Source organism: Sphingomonas sp. PvP055 (assembly GCF_040546365.1).
In the GTDB taxonomy this organism is placed as follows: Bacteria; Pseudomonadota; Alphaproteobacteria; order Sphingomonadales; family Sphingomonadaceae; genus Sphingomonas; species Sphingomonas echinoides_A.
In genome coordinates this window covers 36,919-54,136 of sequence record NZ_JBEPNS010000001.1, presented here as the reverse complement: position 1 = coordinate 54,136, position 17,218 = coordinate 36,919, and the positions used below count along the sequence as shown (strand labels likewise).

Annotated in this window: 14 protein-coding genes, 1 tRNA gene and 2 pseudogenes; 12 read left to right on the top strand and 5 right to left on the bottom strand. The window is 64.8% G+C overall.

Features of this window, described 5'->3' with window-relative positions; all coding sequences use genetic code 11:
• Positions 1 to 202: 202 nt before the first annotated feature.
• The 4 genes and pseudogenes from rpiB (at position 203) to ABIC16_RS00255 (ending at position 3,692) form a co-directional block, all read left to right on the top strand.
• The gene (gene rpiB, locus ABIC16_RS00270) at positions 203 to 655 is read left to right on the top strand and encodes a ribose 5-phosphate isomerase B (protein ID WP_354289623.1); all 453 of its coding nucleotides are present in this window, start codon (positions 203 to 205) and stop codon (positions 653 to 655) included.
• On the top strand, positions 652 to 1,968 hold the full coding sequence (gene glyA, locus ABIC16_RS00265; protein ID WP_354289622.1) for a serine hydroxymethyltransferase: 1,317 nt from the start codon (positions 652 to 654) through the stop codon (positions 1,966 to 1,968). Before rpiB ends, glyA begins: the two co-directional genes overlap by 4 nt.
• Positions 1,969 to 2,439, top strand: coding sequence for a transcriptional regulator NrdR (gene nrdR, locus ABIC16_RS00260; RefSeq protein ID WP_277968880.1), 471 nt, complete (start codon positions 1,969 to 1,971; stop codon positions 2,437 to 2,439).
• Between the two features lie 91 nt (positions 2,440 to 2,530).
• Positions 2,531 to 3,692 (top strand): annotated as a pseudogene (locus ABIC16_RS00255) (TrmH family RNA methyltransferase).
• A gap of 182 nt (positions 3,693 to 3,874) precedes the next feature.
• Here ABIC16_RS00255 and ABIC16_RS00250 read toward each other — a convergent pair.
• Positions 3,875 to 4,180, bottom strand: a complete 306-nt coding sequence (locus ABIC16_RS00250) for a chorismate mutase (RefSeq protein WP_354289621.1) — start codon at positions 4,178 to 4,180, stop codon at positions 3,875 to 3,877.
• 223 nt (positions 4,181 to 4,403) lie between these two features.
• Between ABIC16_RS00250 and rpsD the strand changes: the two genes are divergently transcribed.
• Positions 4,404 to 5,018 (top strand): 30S ribosomal protein S4, encoded by a 615-nt coding sequence (gene rpsD, locus ABIC16_RS00245; protein WP_010161826.1) that lies wholly within the window; start codon positions 4,404 to 4,406, stop codon positions 5,016 to 5,018.
• A gap of 196 nt (positions 5,019 to 5,214) precedes the next feature.
• Here the strand turns inward: rpsD and ABIC16_RS00240 are convergent, their stop codons facing one another.
• Positions 5,215 to 7,191 (bottom strand): alpha/beta hydrolase family protein, encoded by a 1,977-nt coding sequence (locus ABIC16_RS00240; protein ID WP_354289620.1) that lies wholly within the window; start codon positions 7,189 to 7,191, stop codon positions 5,215 to 5,217.
• A gap of 159 nt (positions 7,192 to 7,350) precedes the next feature.
• Between ABIC16_RS00240 and ABIC16_RS00235 the strand changes: the two are divergent.
• The 3 genes and pseudogenes from ABIC16_RS00235 (at position 7,351) to ABIC16_RS00225 (ending at position 11,207) form a co-directional block, all read left to right on the top strand.
• Positions 7,351 to 8,983 (top strand): annotated as a pseudogene (locus tag ABIC16_RS00235) (M28 family metallopeptidase).
• 18 nt (positions 8,984 to 9,001) lie between these two features.
• A complete protein-coding gene (locus ABIC16_RS00230; protein ID WP_354289619.1) occupies positions 9,002 to 9,976 on the top strand; it encodes an agmatine deiminase family protein in 975 nt (324 codons plus the stop codon).
• Positions 9,977 to 10,169: 193 nt separating this feature from the next.
• Complete coding sequence (locus ABIC16_RS00225) at positions 10,170 to 11,207, top strand: metallophosphoesterase (protein WP_354289618.1); 1,038 nt, start codon at positions 10,170 to 10,172, stop codon at positions 11,205 to 11,207.
• Positions 11,208 to 11,404: 197 nt separating this feature from the next.
• Here the strand turns inward: ABIC16_RS00225 and ABIC16_RS00220 are convergent, their stop codons facing one another.
• Complete coding sequence (locus tag ABIC16_RS00220; protein WP_277968873.1) at positions 11,405 to 11,803, bottom strand: low affinity iron permease family protein; 399 nt, start codon at positions 11,801 to 11,803, stop codon at positions 11,405 to 11,407.
• A 49-nt stretch (positions 11,804 to 11,852) separates the two neighbouring features.
• Here ABIC16_RS00220 and aguB point away from each other — a divergent pair, with 49 nt between their 5' ends.
• Positions 11,853 to 12,704: an N-carbamoylputrescine amidase gene (gene aguB / locus ABIC16_RS00215; protein ID WP_277968872.1), complete on the top strand. Its 852-nt coding sequence runs from the start codon at positions 11,853 to 11,855 to the stop codon at positions 12,702 to 12,704.
• Between the two features lie 189 nt (positions 12,705 to 12,893).
• On the opposite strand, the gene ABIC16_RS00210 is transcribed toward aguB, so the two are convergent.
• Positions 12,894 to 13,562 carry a uracil-DNA glycosylase gene (locus ABIC16_RS00210; protein WP_354289617.1) on the bottom strand — a complete coding sequence of 223 codons (669 nt, stop codon included), beginning with the start codon at positions 13,560 to 13,562 and terminating at the stop codon, positions 12,894 to 12,896.
• Between the two features lie 23 nt (positions 13,563 to 13,585).
• On the opposite strand from ABIC16_RS00210, the gene folK reads away from it, so the two are divergent.
• Positions 13,586 to 14,083 (top strand): 2-amino-4-hydroxy-6-hydroxymethyldihydropteridine diphosphokinase, encoded by a 498-nt coding sequence (gene folK / locus ABIC16_RS00205; RefSeq protein ID WP_354289616.1) that lies wholly within the window; start codon positions 13,586 to 13,588, stop codon positions 14,081 to 14,083.
• A gap of 17 nt (positions 14,084 to 14,100) precedes the next feature.
• Positions 14,101 to 14,176, top strand: a tRNA-Lys gene (locus tag ABIC16_RS00200).
• A 38-nt stretch (positions 14,177 to 14,214) separates the two neighbouring features.
• On the opposite strand, the gene ABIC16_RS00195 is transcribed toward ABIC16_RS00200, so the two are convergent.
• Positions 14,215 to 15,546, bottom strand: a complete 1,332-nt coding sequence (locus tag ABIC16_RS00195) for a capsule polysaccharide biogenesis protein (RefSeq protein ID WP_502958271.1) — start codon at positions 15,544 to 15,546, stop codon at positions 14,215 to 14,217.
• Positions 15,547 to 15,792: 246 nt separating this feature from the next.
• Here ABIC16_RS00195 and ABIC16_RS00190 point away from each other — a divergent pair, with 246 nt between their 5' ends.
• A complete protein-coding gene (locus ABIC16_RS00190; RefSeq protein WP_354289615.1) occupies positions 15,793 to 17,217 on the top strand; it encodes an LTA synthase family protein in 1,425 nt (474 codons plus the stop codon).
• The last annotated feature ends 1 nt before the right edge of the window (position 17,218 follow it).

The window sequence follows — 17,218 nt, the reverse complement described above, 5'->3', positions numbered from 1 at the left end:
AGGCTGCTGCAGCATCGGGCGGGAAATCCGTCACGTCCAACGGCGTAGCCCGGCAACACGCGCGCGGCAATCGCCTGTCCCGTCGATTTGGGCGAATTGTTTCAGGAATCGTGGTTCGCTGTGGCAATTCGACGGTCGCGGCGGTATGGGCGCGGTCATCCAACCTGCCCCTATGGGCTCTTTCTTGGGAGCGCGTGCCGCTTTGCGCATCGCCATCGCATCCGATCATGCCGCCTTTGCGCTCAAGCAGGGGCTGGCCGGCTGGCTTGCCGACTTGGGCCATGACGTGCTCGACCTGGGCCCCGACAGCGATGCGCGCGTCGATTATCCCGATTACGGTTTTGCCCTCGCCGCCGCCGTCGCGGACGGGCGTGCCGAACGCGGGATCGCGCTGTGCGGTTCGGGGATCGGGATTTCGATCGCGGTCAACCGCAACCCGGCGGTGCGCTGTGCGCTCGTGTCAGAGCCGTTGTCCGCCGCGTTGGCACGCGAACACAATGATGCCACCGTCATCGCGATGGGCGCGCGCCTCGTCGGCGAGGATATGGCCCGCGCTTGCATCTCCGCTTTTCTTGCCACCGCGTTTGCCGGTGGCCGTCATCAACCCCGCGTCGAGAAACTCGGCGTCCCCGTTTTTGTGAAAGAACCGGCATGAGCACCAACCCCAACCAGCTTCACGACGTCCAGCCCGACGGCTTCTTTACGCGGGGCCTGACCGATGCCGACGCCGCCGTCTTCGGCGCGATCGCGCAGGAACTGACGCGCGAACAGACGCAGATTGAGTTGATCGCGAGCGAGAACATCGTCTCCAAGGCGGTGTTGCAGGCGCAGGGGTCGGTGTTCACCAACAAATATGCCGAGGGTTACCCCGGCAAGCGCTACTATCAGGGCTGCGCGCCCTCCGATGTGGTCGAGCAGCTCGCGATCGACCGCGCCAAGGCGCTGTTCGATTGCGCCTACGTCAACGTCCAGCCGCATTCGGGTGCGCAGGCGAACGGCGCGGTGATGCTCGCTTTGGTCAAGCCGGGCGAGACGATCCTGGGCATGAGCCTCAATGCGGGCGGACACCTGACGCACGGCGCGCGCGCAGCGATGTCGGGCAAGTGGTTCAATGCGGTGCAATATGGTGTCGACCCGGTAAGCCATCTGATCGACTTCGACGAAGTCGCGGCGCTGGCACGCGCGCACAAGCCCAAGCTGATCATCGCAGGCGGCTCTGCCTATCCGCGCCAGATCGATTTCGCCAAGTTCCGCGCGATCGCGGATGAGGTCGGTGCGTATTTCCTCGTCGACATGGCGCATTTCTCCGGGCTGGTCGCGGCCGGGCTGCATCCGTCGCCGCTGCCGCACGCGCATGTCGTCACCACGACGACGCACAAGACGCTGCGCGGTCCGCGCGGCGGTATGATCCTCAGCAATGACGAGGCGCTCGGCAAGAAGTTCAATTCGGCAGTGTTCCCGGGGCTGCAGGGTGGTCCGCTGATGCACGTCATCGCCGCCAAGGCAGTCGCGTTCGGCGAGGCGCTCCAGCCCGGCTACAAGAGCTACATCGCCGCGGTGATCGAGAACGCCAAGGTGCTCGCCGCGACGCTCAAGGAGCGCGGTGCGGAGGTCGTCTCGGGCGGCACCGACACGCATCTCGCGCTGATCGATCTTACCCCGCTGGGCGTGACCGGCAAGGACGCCGACGAGGCGCTCGAGCGCGCGGGCATCACCTGCAACAAGAACGGCATCCCCAACGATCCGCTTCCGCCGACCAAGACCAGCGGAATCCGCGTCGGCTCGCCTGCTGGCACGACCCGCGGGTTCGGCCCCGCGGAGTTCCGCGAGATCGGCAACATGATCGCCGACGTGCTTGGTGGCTTGCGCGAGCATGGCGAGCAGGGCGACCCGAAGGTTGAGGCCAATGTCCGCGAGCGTGTCCGCACCTTGTGCGCCCGCTTCCCGATCTATCCCGAGGGTCTGTGATTGCGCTGTCCCTTCTGCGGCCATGAAGACAGTCAGGTAAAGGATTCGCGTCCGACCGAAGATGCGGGCGCGATCCGGCGGCGGCGGCAATGCGAGGGCTGCGGCGCGCGCTTCACCACGTTCGAGCGAATACAGTTGCGCGAGCTGACCGTGGTGAAGAGCGAGGGCGCGGGCCTAAAGCGCGAGCCGTTCGACCGCGAGAAGCTGCTCCGTTCGGTCTCGATCGCAGCGCGCAAGCGGCCGATCGAGGCGGTGCAGCTGGAGAAGCTGGTGTCCGGGATCCAGCGCCAACTGGAGACGCTGGGCGAGAACGAGGTGCGCTCGGGGCGGATCGGGGAGATGGTGATGGAGGGGCTCAAGGGGCTCGACTCGGTCGCGTACATCCGTTTTGCAAGCGTTTACAAGGACTTCCGCGAGGCGCGCGACTTCGAGGAGTTTGCGGGGACTGTGAGCGAGGTGGGGAAGGGGTAGGGCTTCCCGACCTTAACTGCATCCACATCCCGCCGTTCGTCCTGAGTAGCGGCTGAGCGAAGTCGAAGACGCGTATCGAAGGACAGGGTATTTGAGCTTCCACGCCTATATGTTGCGCTGCGCCGACGGCAGCTATTACGTTGGTCATACCGAGGCACTGGAGCAGCGTGTCGCGCAGCATCAGCACGGCGAAGTGCCTGGATACACCCATACACGCCGCCCAGTTGTGCTTGCGTGGTCACAAGATTTTCCGTCTCGGCTTGAGGCGCTCGAAGCTGAGCGCCAGATCAAAGGGTGGAGCCGTGCCAAGAAGGAGGCGCTGATCGCATCCGACTGGGAGGTATTGCAACGCCTTGCGCGGAAGTCCTTCGATACGGGTCTTCGACAAGCTCAGCCCCTACTCAGGACGAACGGGGGAGAGGGTGAACTGCCCGAAGCATTTGGGAAGCTGCTGGAAGACGTGGGCATTTCCCAATCCGTTCGTGCTGAGCGAAGTCGAAGCACCGCCCCAGGCGAAACGCCGGACAATGTGCTCTCCCCACCCCCCGTCCTAGTCCTCGTCCGCCCCCAGCTCGGCGAGAACATCGGCAAGGCCGCGCGCGCGATGCTCAACTTCGGGCTGACCGAGATGCGGCTCGTCTCCCCGCGCGACGGCTGGCCCAATCCGAGCGCAGGACCCGCCGCGTCGGGCGCAGACATCGTGCTCGAACAGGCGAAGGTGTTCGAGACGGTCGCCGACGCGATTGCGGATTGCGCGCACGTGTATGCGACCACCGTGCGCAAACGCGGCGTGACCAAGCCTGTTGTTACCCCAGAAGCCGCCGCGCAGGCGATCCACGCCACTGCAGGGCGCTCCGCGATCCTGTTCGGGCCTGAGCGGTCCGGGCTCGAGACCGACGATGTCGCGGTTGCGCGAAGCATCATTACCGTGCCGATCAACCCCGAGTTCGGTTCGCTCAACCTCGCGCAGGCGGTGATCCTGGTCGCGTACGAATGGTCGAAGGGCGTCGCGCTCGCGAGCCCGCCCGAAGTCGACATGCCGCTCCCGGCCCCGCAGGAAGAACTGGATGGGATGATCGCGCAGCTCGAGGCGATGCTTGAGGAAAGCGACTTTTTCTTCCCTCCAGCGCGCACGCCGGTGACGCGGCGGACCTTGCGGACGCTGCTGACCAAGCCCGGCTGGTCGACGCAGGGAAGTGCGGACGATGCGGGGGGTGCTCAGTTCGCTCGCCGGAAAAAAGCCGCGGACGTAAGCGAAGGCCGTCGCCCCGGGCTCGTCCCGGCAAAGAGACTTCTTCTTAGCGCCTTAGCGCCTTTGCGAGAGTATCTCTTCTCGGACGTTCGAGAAGAAAGAGTTTGATCTCGCAAAGGCGCAAAGGCGCAAAGCAAGGGTGGAAGGGTGTTTTGCGCTTCGCGCGGATGTCTATTGCCGAGCTCAGCGCCGATCGAAGGCCGCCAGCTCATAGGCGATCGACGCTTCGACCAGACGCTCCCACAGATCCGCGACTACCGTCTCGGGCACGCCAGCCGCACGCGCTTCGGCGCAGGCGTTTGCAATGACCTGCGCCTTCCGCGCCTCGTCGCGCACGGCGCCGCGTTCGGGTTTGATGCGGGCGGCGGCGTCCATATAAGCGAAGCGCCGCGCAAGCAGCGCCACGAGCTCGCGGTCGAGCGAGTCGACGCCCGCCCGCACCTCGATCATCGTCGTGCAGTCGGGGCCGGGAAGGATCGGATCGGTCATGCCAAGCCCTTGGCGCGGTCCGCGCTACCTGTCCAGCGACTCGGGCCAGCTTGACTCCTGCGCCATCCCCGGCTAACCGCCCGCCTTCGCAAAAGGCCCCGCACCCCGGTGAAGCGGTGGCCCCGACCAGACCCTCGGGTCAGGCGGAGCGATGACCGGGTATCGATCAGCAAAGCCTCACCGCGGCGTTGGTCTTGTTATTGGCACTTGCAAGGAATTCATCATGTCGAAGCGTAGCAGCGCAAAGTACAAGCTCGATCGCCGGATGGGCGAGAACATTTGGGGTCGTCCCAAGTCGCCCGTCAACAAGCGCGAATACGGCCCCGGCCAGCACGGCCAGCGCCGCAAGGGTAAGGTCTCGGACTTCGGCATCCAGCTCCGCGCCAAGCAGAAGCTCAAGGGCTATTACGGCGACGTGACCGAGAAGCAGTTCCGCGCGTGCTACACCGAAGCAGCGCGCATGAAGGGCGACACCGGCCAGAACCTGATCGGCCTGCTCGAGCAGCGTCTCGACATGATCGTGTATCGCGCGAAGTTCGCACCGACCGTCTGGGCGGCGCGTCAGCTCGTTTCGCACGGCCACGTTCGCGTCAACGGCGTGAAGTGCAACATCGCGTCGCGTCGCTGCTTCGTCGGTGACGAGATCACGCTGGGCGACAAGGCCAAGGAAATGGCGCTGGTGCTCGAAGCACAGCAGCTCGCCGAGCGCGACATCCCCGATTACGTCGCACCGGACGGCGCGGCCAAGGTCACCTTCACGCGCGTTCCGTCGCTCGACGAAGTGCCGTACCCGGTGAAGATGGAACCGAACCTGGTTGTCGAGTTCTATTCGCGCTGATCTTCTGATCTGTGGCGACGGAAAGGGCGGTCCCGCTGGGGCCGCCCTTTTTCGTTGCGCTTCCTTTCCCCCTCCCCGTTCGCCCTGAGCGCGGTCGAAGGGTCGCCCGCAAGACAGGCTAAGGCCCGTGGAGAGGAGGCTTCGACTGCGCTCAGCCCGAACGGAGTGGGGGTGGGGGTAGCTAGGACAAGACCCGCTACTGGATCCCCATCGTTGCGCGCAGGAACATGTCGCTGCGGTCGAGCAGCGTCGTCCGGGCTTCGCTATCGTCGAGCGAATGCGCGAGCCCCTTGAATTCCACCAGTTCGACTTTCTTCCCCGCCGCGCGCAACCGGTTCGCCATCAGGCGGGATTCACCGATGCCGACATTCTGGTCGAGGTCGCCGTGGAACATGAGCACGGGCACGGTGATCTTGTCGGCGTTCTGCGCAGGCGAGCCCTGGCGGACATGCGGCCCCTTTCCAATGAAGGCGTCGACCAGATTATAGTCCATGTACGTGTCATGCTCGTGCCGCAACGTATCGAGATCGGTCACCGGTGCGATCGCGACGATCGCCTTGAACAGCGTCGGGTCGAGCACCGGCGACTGCAACGCAGCATAGCCTCCGTAGGACCAGCCGACGATCGCGAGCGTCGACGGGGCGGCGATCCCTTCCTTGACCAGCCAGCGCCCACCGTCGTTGACGTCGCCGATCGCGGTCCGCCACGCTTTGAAGCCGTTCTCGCTGAACCAGCTGTCGCCATACCCCGCAGACCCCCGGTAATTGGGTTGGAGCACCGCGTAGCCGCGCGCGGCGAAGAATTGTGCGAGCCAGTCGAACCCCCATTCGTCGCGCGCGCTCGGACCGCCGTGCGGCATGACGATTGCGGGGATGTTCTTCCCGGTGCTGCCGACCGGCAGCGTGAGATAGGCGGGGATCTGCGTGCCGTCCGCTGCAGGGAAAGTGATCGCCTTGACCGGCGCGAGCGTGACGCCGTCAAGCGGCGGACGCGAGCGGAGCAGCCCGTCCAGACGCCGCGTCTTCTTGTCGAACAACGCATAGCCGCCGGAGTCGATATCGCTGCCGGTCCACAGCAGCAGCTTCGATTCGTCCGCGCTTGCATCGACGAAGCGGACGAGCGGCGTCTTGGGGAGCGCCTTGGCGAGACTTGCGCCGAGCTTCTTCAATTCCGGATCAAAGAATTCGACCTGCCGCTTATCGGTGGCATAGGTAGCGCCAACGACGCGGTGCTGCCGTCCGACCTGAATCAGCCCGTCGACATCGACGTCGGGTCGCGCGAACACCAGATCGCGTTTGAGGCTGCCATCCAGTGCGATCTTGAACAGCGCCCTGCGTCCGTCCTGCACATCAAAACCGTACGTGACGTTGAGCGCCGGATCGACCGCATAGGGATCGAACCCTTGCCCACTTTGTGAGTCGCGCGTGACGGTGCTGAGCGGAAGCCAGGTGCTGACGCCGGGCTTGCGATATTGGTAGAGCGTCCTCGTGCCGCTGTACCCTTCTCCTGTGGTCGGCTGCAGGCCCATGATGCGGACGTGCCCCTGGCCATCGGCGATGTATTCGCGCGCGGTGGATCGTGGTTTCTCGACCGTCTGCCGTCGGAGTGTGACAGGGTCGACCTGTTCGACGCCCATGCCCGGGTTTTCCACCGCAAGGAGCGCTCCGGTGCTGGTTGTCGCAAGGAACTGACGCGTCATCAACACGGTGCTGCCCTCCGCATTGCCCTGCCAGTCGATGATGCGGCCGCCATTCTGCATGGGGCCGGACGCATCCATACTCGTCCGCGCGCTCAGCAGCTTGAGATCCTTGCCGTCCGCGCCGAGGGTCACGATGCGGTTGAAGCCGAGCATGTCCCGCACGCCCCCCGTGACGACGCTGAATCCGCAGATCAGCCGGCTGTTATCGGACCATTGGCAGTAATCGAGATGTTCCTTGTCCCCGTTTGACGCGAGCACGGTGACTGGCGGCGTCTCTGCTACGATCGTGAACACCATCGCGCGATAGCCGCGCCCGGCGTCCGCTACGACCGCGACGAAGCGCTTCCCATCGGGCGACAGGCTGATTTGCTGGATTTCGTCGCGCGCGCCAAATTTCTTTGCCGCCTCGCTCGCGGCCTGCAGCGGCGTTGTGGCAGACGCCAGCAACGTTGCCGCGATAAAGTATTTATGCATCCCCACATCTCCCCCGCGGCGGACAATAGCAGGCAATTTCGGTCCGCCAACCCGCCTGCCGGTCGTGTTGCGCCCGGCACGGGAGGCTGTCAGAACGGCGATCAAGCAACAGGGGGTGACGTGCCGGTGAAGAGCTTCGAAACACTTGGATTTGGCGTTATGTTGGTGTTGCTGCCGCAACAGCTTGCCGCCCAGACGACCAAGCCCGCACCCGCGATTTCGGTCGAGACGCTCAAGGACGTCACAAAGACCCTCTCCTCCGACGCGTTCGAGGGCCGCAAGCCGACCACGCCGGGCGAGACCAAGGCGACCGACTATATCGTCGAACGCTTCAAGGCGGCGGGGCTCAAACCGGGCAACGAGGGCAAGTGGTTCCAGGACGTGCCCTTGGTCGAGCTGACCGCGACCAACGTCACCCCGATGACGTTCAAGGGCGGCAAGACCCCGGTCAGCGTCGCCTATCGCAGCGACATGGTGCTCGCGACCTACCGCGTCACCCCGAAGATCGACTTGAAGGACAGTCCGGTCGTGTTCGTCGGCTATGGCATCACCGCGCCCGAGCGCGGGTGGGACGATTATGCGGGCGTCGACGTGCGCGGCAAGACGGTCGTCATCCTCGTCAACGATCCCGACTGGCAGACCCCGACCAACACCGGTCTCTTCGAGGGGCGCGCAATGACCTATTACGGTCGCTGGACATACAAGTTCGAGGAAGCCGCACGCCACGGCGCGGCGGGCGCGCTGATCGTCCACGAGACCGCGCCCGCGGCCTATGGCTGGGGCGTCGTCCAGTCGAGCTGGACCGGGCCGCAGCTCGAGCTCGACGAGAAGGGCGACCATGCCGACCAGAGCCAGGCGATCGGCTGGATCCAGCTCGACAAGGCGCGCGCGTTGTTCGCGAGCGCGGGGCAGGATTTCGATGCGCTCAACAAAGCAGCCAAAGGTCAAGGGGTTCAAGGCGGTGCCGCTGGGCGTGACCGCGTCGGCGTCGTTCGACAACACAATCAAGCGGCAGGCGTCGAAGAACGTCGTCGGCATCCTGCCCGGCAAGCCCGCCGCGCAAGGCGGGGCTCCCGGCGAATATGTCTTCTACACCGCGCATTGGGATCATCTCGGGCGATGCGACCCGGTCGATGGCGACGATATCTGCAACGGCGCGCTGGATAACGCCAGCGGGACCGCGGGACTGGTCGCGCTCGCCGAGGCCAACGTCAAGGCGGGGGCGGCTCGCCGCTCGCAAGTGTTCCTCGCGGTGACGTGCGAGGAATGCGGGCTGCTCGGTGCGCGCTATTATGCCGAGCATCCGATCTACCCGATGGCGCAGACCGTCGGCGGCGTGAACATGGACGGCCTCAACGTCGTCGGTCGTGCGAAGGACTTCGTCGTGACGGGCGCGGGCAAGTCCGAGCTCGAGGACATGATGAAGACGCTCGTCACCGCGCAGGACCGCGTGATCAAGCCCGAGCCCAACCCCGAGCGCGGCAGCTATTTCCGCTCGGACCATTTTGCGTTCGCGCGAGCCGGCGTGCCGATGTTCTACGGCGAATCGGGCGAGGATCTGCGCGTGGGCGGGACCGCGGCTGGCCATGCCGCGACCGAGGACTATATCGTGCATCGTTATCACAAGCCGCAGGACGAATATAATGCGGCGTGGGACTGGTCGGGTGCGGTCGAGGATCTGACGCTGTATTACGGTCTCGGCCGTGCATTGGCGGATGGGACGCGCTGGCCGAACTGGTACAGCACCGCCGAATTCCGTGCGATTCGCGACAAGAGCCGCGCGGGCAAGTAAACACAGGATCGAGCACGCATGACACGCCTAGTCCCGCCCGCCGAATGGGCCCCGCACGCCGCCGTGTGGATCGGCTTCCCGAGCCACCCCGACCTGTGGGTCGAAGACCTCGAGCCCGCGCGGACCGAAGTGGTCGCTTTCGCGCGCGTGGTTCATGCAGAGGGGCGGGGCGAGCGCGTGCTGCTCGTTGCCGCGGACGACGAAGCCGCGACTGCCGCGCAGGCGATGGCGGGCGATTTCGCGGAGATCGTGGTCGAATCGTTCGGCGACATCTGGCTGCGCGATACCGCGCCGATTGTGCTGTCGGACGGTAGCGCGCGCGACTTCGGCTTCAACGGCTGGGGCGGTAAGTATGACCTGCCGGGCGACAGCGACATCGGCATGCGGCTTGCGACGGATCGCAAGCTTGCGGTCGAGCGCTGCGACTGGATCCTCGAGGGGGGTGCGATCGACGGAGACGGAACCGGTCTCGTCGTCACGACCGAGCAATGCCTGCTCAATCCCAACCGCAATCCGGCACTGAGCAAGATGCAGATCGAGCAGCGGCTGTGCAACGATCTCGGGTTCGCGCACATCCTGTGGCTGGGCGACGGACTTATGCACGATCATACCGACGGCCATGTCGACAATCTCGCGCGCTTCGTCGCGCCGGGCGTCCTCGCCATCCCGGAGGCGGCGGAGAACGACCCCAACTGGCAGGTATATCAGCAAGCGGCAGCGGCGGCGGCTGCAATGCCGGGGATCTCGGTGGTGCGCATTCCGTCGCCCGGACGGGTGCTGCGCGACGATGAGATCGTGCCGGCGAGCTACATGAACTTCTACATCGGCAATGCCGCGGTGGTGGTGCCGCTGTACGGTGCGCCGAACGATGCGGCAGCGGTGGCGGCGCTTCAGGCACTGTTCCCGGAGCGCGAGGTTGTCGGCTTGCGCGCGGATGCGATCCTGACCGGGGGCGGCAGCTTCCACTGCATCTCGCAGCAGATCCCGGGGTAGGGGGGGCGCCTTCTTTCCGGTCTCGGCATCCATCCGTTGGGATGATGTCGTCGACGCTCCCCGACGAATCTTCAATGCGCAGGCTCTAATCGCCAGAAGGAACACCTGATCTTCCACCTGCTCTTCAGCCTGCCATGGCTGTTCGTCACGTTGCGCATTCATCCTGCCGCTCCCGTGGCACCCGGGGGCGAAGGTGATCCTCGCGGGCGGGTTGCTAATCGGTTCGCAATTTCTGCTGTGGAGCCGGCTTTCCTCGGGGTCGCCGTTCGCGCCCGAGATGCCGCGCTTCGTCGTGCTCGTCTTCAACGTGGCGTATGGTGCGATCCTGTTGTTGGCGGTGTTCCAGCTGGTCGTCGATCTCGCGCGACTTCCTGCGCTGCTGATCGGGCAGGGCGGCTTCGCGGTGCCGGTGGCGGTGCGGTACGGCATGGGGCTGTCGGCGCTGTTTCTCGCCGGCCTGGGCGTGGCGCAGGCGCAACGGGTGCCGCCGGTGCGCGACATCGACGTGGTCATCCCCGGGCTGCCCAAGGCGTTCGATGGCTATACGCTGGTCCAGTTGACCGACCTTCACATCAGCCGCCTGTTCCCGGCGCGCTGGACGCAGGCGGTGGTCGATCGCACCAACGCGCTCCACCCCGACCTCATCGTCGTGACCGGCGACTTCATTGACGGCTCGATTGCAATGCGCCGCGCCGATGTCGAACCGCTGCGCAGGCTTCGCGCCGTCGACGGGATTTACGCGATCCCCGGCAATCACGAATATTTCTTCGAGTATGACGGGTGGATGGCGCATTTTGCGGGGATGGGGATGCACTTGCTCCCTAACGCGCATGCGGTGCTGACGCGCGGCGAGGGGCAGATTGTGCTCGCAGGCGTCACCGACCTGTCTGCGCGTGCGACCGGCCACCCCGGTCCCGATCTCGCCAGAGCGCTGGCGGGGGCACCGGCGGACGCGCCGATCATCCTGCTCGACCATCAGCCGCGGTTGGCGCGGGCGGCGGCGGCGCGGGGCGTGGCGTTGCAACTGTCGGGGCATACGCATGGCGGGATGATCGTCGGGCTCGACCGGCTAGTCGCGCGCGCCAATGCGGGTTTCGTTTCGGGACGCTACGCCGTCGACGGGATGACGCTGTACGTCAATAACGGCACGGGGCTGTGGCCGGGCTTCGCGCTGCGACTGGGTGTGCCGTCGGAGCTGACGCGGATCACGCTGCGGGCAGGGCCACGCTAGGCGCGTTTTCGGTACCGAACCTACACCGTTTGCCCTGAGCGTAGTCGAAGGGTCGCTTGCCAAACCGAGTGAGGCTTGTGACCGGAGCGGGGCTTCGACGTCGCTCAGCCTGAACGGATTGAGGGGGGCAGTCAGACCGGACGCCGCGTTCGTGACTCTGGGCTAATGCCTGCGCAGGAATACCAAGCGGCGGGACGCTAAAGCCGCCCCAACAGCCGCTCGATCGATTCGTGATGCGTCGTGTCGTCGCCGCACTCTCGCTCCAGCACGCGCTTGATCCGTTCGAGCTCGTCCTGCGTCATATGTTCGATCCCGATGAACTCGTTGCGCGCTTCCGTCGTCGCGCGGATGATCTCGTCGAGCTTGGCCTGGATCGCGGAGGCGTCGCGATTCTGCGCGTTCTGGATCAGGAACACCATCAGGAAGGTGACGATCGTCGTCGAGGTGTTGATGACGAGCTGCCACGTGTCCGAATAATGGAACACTGGCCCGGTCAGTCCCCAGAGCAGCACCACCGTGAACGCGGAAATAAACGCGATCGGGCGTCCCGCCCAATTGGCCACCCGTTGGGCAATCGTCTCGAACACTCGTTCCATTCGCGATATCCCGTTTGAATCTGCGCCACGAACCACGATATGGCGACGCATGACCGAAATCACCGTCGCCGCACTTCAGCTCGCTTTCTCAAACGATATGGACGCGAATATCGAGCATGTCTCGGAACTCGTGCGCGAGGCCGCGAGCCGTGGCGCGCAAGTGATTCTGCCACCCGAACTGTTCGAGGGCGAATATTTTTGCCGGGTCGAGGACGAGGGGCTGTTCTCCAACGCCAAGCCGGTGGGCGAGCACAAGGCGGTGCTCGCGATGCAGGCGCTCGCCGAGGCGCTCAAGGTGACGATCCCGACGAGCTTCTTCGAGGCGGACGGTCCGCATCATTACAACAGCCTCGCGATGATCGGCCCCGACGGCGAAGTTCAGGGCGTCTACCGCAAGAGCCATATCCCGGATGGGCCGGGCTACGAGGAGAAATTCTATTTCCGCCCCGGCAACACCGGCTTCAAGGTGTGGCCCGGTCCGGAGAAGACGACGCTCGGTGTCGGCGTGTGCTGGGACCAATGGTATCCCGAGACCGCGCGCGCGATGATGCTGATGGGCGCGGAAGTGCTGTTCTACCCCACTGCGATCGGCAGCGAGCCGCACGACACGTCGCTGGATACAGCGCGGCTTTGGCGGCGCGCGATGGTCGGCCATGCGGTGTCGAACGTCGTGCCGATCGTCGCGGCGAATCGCGTCGGCGTCGAGCACGACCAGACTTTCTACGGCACGAGCTTCATCGCGGACGAGCGCGGAGACATTCTGGCGGAACTGGGGCGGGCGGACGAAGGCGTTATCACCGCTACGATCGATCTGGATCGGGTCAAGCGCCACCGTGCCGCGTTCGGATTTTTCCGCGATCGTCGGCCCGACCTATATGGCCGGCTGGTGCAGGATATCTGATCGGGTCAGGGATGACCCGCGAGGGCGATCGGACTGGGGGGTGGCGGGACTACCGCCAGACTGTCTCGATCGTCCTCGCGCATCGGTACGCTACGCTTCTCGGCTGCAGCCCTACTCCGCAACAACCGATTCGGGTATAACCCCGGACTCGTTAAATATCTCTCATCCATAAGTTCAGCGCGGCAAGTGTTAGGCAGCGGAACTGTCCCGAAGTTGTGCTGCGCGTGCGAACACGGCCTCGAACATCTCGATGGTAAGCCTCCCGGTATTCTGGTTGTAGCGCGAACAATGGTAGCTATCGATCAGGATCCGGCCATCGGGCATGCGATGTTCGGCGAGATGGCCGAACTTGCACTTGGGTAACCGCCCGCCCAGTGCCTTGACCGCGGACTGATGTGCGATCTGGCCCAGCGCGACGAACACGCGTGCCCGTGGCAGAGCGGCGATCTGTCCTTCAAGGAATGGGCGGCACGTGCGGATCTCTTCGGGGGTGGGCTTGTTCTGCGGCGGCAGGCATTTGACGGCGTTGATGATCATCGCATCCTGCAATTGGAGCGTATCGTCTGGCTTGGCTTCGAAGGTGCCCGTCGCAAACCCGTATTTGGTGAGCGTGTCGTACAGCAAAACCCCCGCAAAATCGCCCGTGAAGGGGCGACCGGTGCGGTTCGCGCCATGCTTGCCGGGAGCCAGTCCGATGATGCCGAGCCACGCCGCCGGGTCGCCGAACGCGTTGACGGGGGCATTCCACCACGTCGGGAATTCCTCGCGCAATTCCTCCCGGAACGCGACGAGGCGCGGGCAAAGGGGGCAATCGTGTGGCGGTTCGGAGTCCGCGAGCGGGCTGGGTGCGAAGTTCATCAAAAGGCGATAGGCATGTTTGGGTGTCGATCTCAACCACCTACCCGCTTTATGCCATCGCGATCGGATCGAACCGACGCGGACGTCATGGCCATCCACGAGCCGAAGTCCGGGCAGCGATCGCTGCCTTGCCCAATGTGCTGGCGGTGTCTCGCTTGATCGAGACTGCGCCGGTCGGGCCGTCCCTGCGACGTTTCACCAATTCCGCGGTCCTGCTCCACAGTTCCGAGACACCACCGATGATGTTGGCCCGGCTCAAGCGGATCGAGCGCGATTTCGGACGCCGCCGGGGACAACGTTGGTCGGCGCGGGTAATCGATCTCGATATTGTGCTGTGGTCGGGGGGCGCATGGCGGGACGCCACGCTCTGCATCCCGCACATCGCCTTCCGAACGCGGGATTTCGTGCTGCATCCGCTCGTGCAAATCGCCCCGCTATGGCGCGATCCGCAGACCGGACGGACGATCCGGCAACTTGCAATGCGCTTGGACATGGTTGACCGGACGCGCATCCGCTCCTAACGCGCATCGGCGTGTGTGGGCTCGTAGCTCAGTCGGTAGAGCAACGGACTTTTAATCTGTAGGTCCCGGGTTCGAATCCCGGCGAGCCCACCACGTGATGCTTGCGTGCGCTGCGGCATGGCCCATCGGTTTCAGGTCGATAGCACCGCCGTCGCTGAACGCTGATGCTGCGACGATACGGCGGACGCCGGAAGCAACGGGCTCGCAGCCTCGATCTTCGCAATGATTCCGCTCGTTAGTTTCTCGAGTGCCTCTTCCGAGAAGAAACCGCCCGGGACGAGACAACGCTCGATCAGCACGCGCCGAAACGCGTCGAACGTCGCAGTGTCGGGTTTCCCCGGAGTCGCCCAAAAATCGTTGAGGCGCCCCTGAAACGTGATGTCCTCGATATCGTAAACGGCCTGCCCGAGCGCGATCACCGGAATTCCCTGGGCCAGCGCGAGTGTTCCGCTGGTGCTGTTGATCGTCACCATGCCCTGCGATTTTAACGAAATCGGGACGATGTCGCCGCCCTCGAGATAGTCGATCCGGTCGGTTACGCCGTGCAATGCTGCGAGCGTCTTCGTTTCGAGCCGCCAGTCGCGCACGCCGTTGTCGAGCGGATGTTCCTTGATCACGAGTCGCAATTCGGGCGGCGCATGGCTGGCGAACGACGTGATCACCATGCGCAGCGCATCCGCGATTCCTGCAAACGACGAATGCAGCCGGATCTGCGCATCCGAATCGAGCTGCAACGGGAACAGGACGTACGGTGCGTTGCGGTGTGCCAACGCCGCCTGGACGCTTTGCGCACGTTGCGCTGCCGCCTTGCGCCGTGTCAGGCGTCGGACCCACCCCATGCCCTCAACCAGAGGATGCCACGGGCGATGGTTTTCCCAATGGGGATAGTGCGATCGGCTCAGCACGTCCGCGGTATTGTAGATCAACGCCTCGGTCGCACGGCGGCGGAAAGACGAGGGGACGGGCGCGTGCTGGGGAACGGGCGGCAGCAACGCTGCCTGCGCGCGATACCAGGACGGGTCGCGCGGCAGCGTGGAGTGGCCGTTGACCCCGCCGAGTTCAAGCGTGACCCAGTCGGGCCGGATATAGCCTTCCTCGAACACGTGGACCGGGACGTGCAGGTCGCGACAAACCGCGATCGCCGCCATGTGGATCGGACGGCAATCACCGAACAGCAATACGTCGGTGATCTTGCGGTCCGCGATGATCCGGCTGAGTTCCGCGGGCCAGTCCTCGAGCCGCCCGCGATAATCGATCCCGTTGGGAAGGCGCCAGAACAGACGGTCGCCGCCGTTGAAGTTGACCTTGTGAACCCCGTAACCATCGCGTCGCAGCACCTGCCCCAGCCGTCGGAACAGCGGACCCATCAGGCCTTGCAGCAACAGGATGTTGCGCTCTGCGAGCGGCTGCACGATCGCAGCTCTTGCCGTACGGGGTTGTGTGACGGATTCATCGGAAAGCATGTCCGGCATCCGTAATTCCTCTTGTTTTCAATACCGCGACCCTTGGGATCGCATTGGCTTGGTCTATCCATAGAACTGGCAACGTCATTTTCCAAGGTAGTGGTGCGGCTCGTCCGGGGAAGTGACAGCGTCGCGCCTGCTGGCTATAGGCGAGCGCGTTTCTCTGACGCCGGACCGACCGCGGCGTCTTGGCGCGGCGGGGACGCAACCCATTCTGTGGCGAACGGTGTGATCCCATTACTGACAATGCTGTTCTTTTCGACGCTGTTCGACTCAGCCGCGCGGCCGCGGGCTGGCGTGTTGCGAGACTGGCGCGGCGTGGCACTTCATGCGCTCGTCATGATGGGCGTATTCGGGCTAATCTTGGCGGGCACCGGAAACGCGGTGATTGCGGCACTGGTCGGGGCAGCCCTCGCCGGGCTGTTCATGGTCGCGTCGAATGCGAAACGCCAAATGCTGGGCGAGCCTCTGGTGTTTTCGGATCTTGCGCTGCTAGCCGGCGTCGTGCGGCACCCTCGGTTCTATTTCTCGGCGCTCTCGCCGACGCAACGTTGGATCCTCGCGATCGGCGCTGGGGCGGCGGTGATCGCGATGGTCCTGCTATCCTCCTTCGCGGTGCAGCCGCACCTGACCGGAGCCGCGCTTGTGCTGGGCAGCGGACTGGCGCTTGCCGGTGTATTGCGCAGCCGCGCGCTTGATCGCCTTGCGCGGACCCCCAATCTCGAAGGTGATTTCAGGCGATTGGGCATGGTCGCCACGCTGCTGCTCTACTGGTGGCGCTGGCGTGAGTCGCCGGATCCGCAACCGTGCGAGGGCGAACGTCGACGCGACACAGCCGCGATGCCCGAACTGGTCGTGATCGTGCAGTGCGAATCCTTCTGTGATCCTCTTGAGATCACGCACGATCCGCGTGATTCGCTTCCCGGGCTGGACGCGGCACGGGCGGCGGCGTGGCAATGGGGGACGCTCGATGTCAGCGGCTTTGGCGCCTATACGATGCGGACCGAATATGGCGTGTTGTTCGGTCGCAGCGAGGAAGCACTCGGTTTCCGACGGTACGACCCCTTCCTGACCGCGGCGGGGGAGGCGTCCTATGCCTTGGCGGCGCGGCTGGGTGGCGCGGGTTATCGTAGCGTGTTCGTCCATCCGCACGATCTGCGCTTTTACAGCCGCGATCGGTTGATGCCACAAGTTGGCTTCGACGCGATGATCGGCGAAGAGGGTATCGCAGCGCGAGACGAAGGTGCGGGGCGCTATGTCGATGATCGAACGCTCGGATCATCGGTGATCGCAATGCTCGAAGCGGCGGCGGAGCCGACGATAATCTACACCGTCACGATGGAAAACCACGGCCCGTGGGACAGCGATGCCGCGCGCGACGCTGCCGGGCGGCGCGACGCGTATCTTCGCCACGTCCGGAGCAGCGATGCGATGCTGGGCGACCTAATGGCGTATTTCGCGCAAGCCGGGCGCCCTGCGCTGCTCGTGTTCTTCGGGGATCACCGGCCCAGCATCCCGGGCGTTACCGCCCCTGGGGGTGCGCGGCATACGCCCTATGTGATGCTGCGCTTCAGTGCGGACGGCGCCGTCGTTTCGGGCGGGGGGGATCCCGTCGACCTTACGCCGGCCGAATTGCATCACCGGATCGTGCACTGCGTCGTGACACCCTAAG

Coding starts and splice junctions, on each gene's coding strand:
- glyA (WP_354289622.1), top strand. CDS start 652: ATGAGCACCAACCCCAACCAGCTTCACGACGTCCAGCCCGACGGCTTC.
- ABIC16_RS00250 (WP_354289621.1), bottom strand. CDS start 4,180: ATGACCGATCCGATCCTTCCCGGCCCCGACTGCACGACGATGATCGAG.
- rpsD (WP_010161826.1), top strand. CDS start 4,404: ATGTCGAAGCGTAGCAGCGCAAAGTACAAGCTCGATCGCCGGATGGGC.
- ABIC16_RS00240 (WP_354289620.1), bottom strand. CDS start 7,191: ATGCATAAATACTTTATCGCGGCAACGTTGCTGGCGTCTGCCACAACG.
- ABIC16_RS00230 (WP_354289619.1), top strand. CDS start 9,002: ATGACACGCCTAGTCCCGCCCGCCGAATGGGCCCCGCACGCCGCCGTG.
- ABIC16_RS00220 (WP_277968873.1), bottom strand. CDS start 11,803: ATGGAACGAGTGTTCGAGACGATTGCCCAACGGGTGGCCAATTGGGCG.
- aguB (WP_277968872.1), top strand. CDS start 11,853: ATGACCGAAATCACCGTCGCCGCACTTCAGCTCGCTTTCTCAAACGAT.
- ABIC16_RS00210 (WP_354289617.1), bottom strand. CDS start 13,562: ATGAACTTCGCACCCAGCCCGCTCGCGGACTCCGAACCGCCACACGAT.
- ABIC16_RS00195 (WP_502958271.1), bottom strand. CDS start 15,546: ATGCTTTCCGATGAATCCGTCACACAACCCCGTACGGCAAGAGCTGCG.
- ABIC16_RS00190 (WP_354289615.1), top strand. CDS start 15,793: ATGCTGTTCTTTTCGACGCTGTTCGACTCAGCCGCGCGGCCGCGGGCT.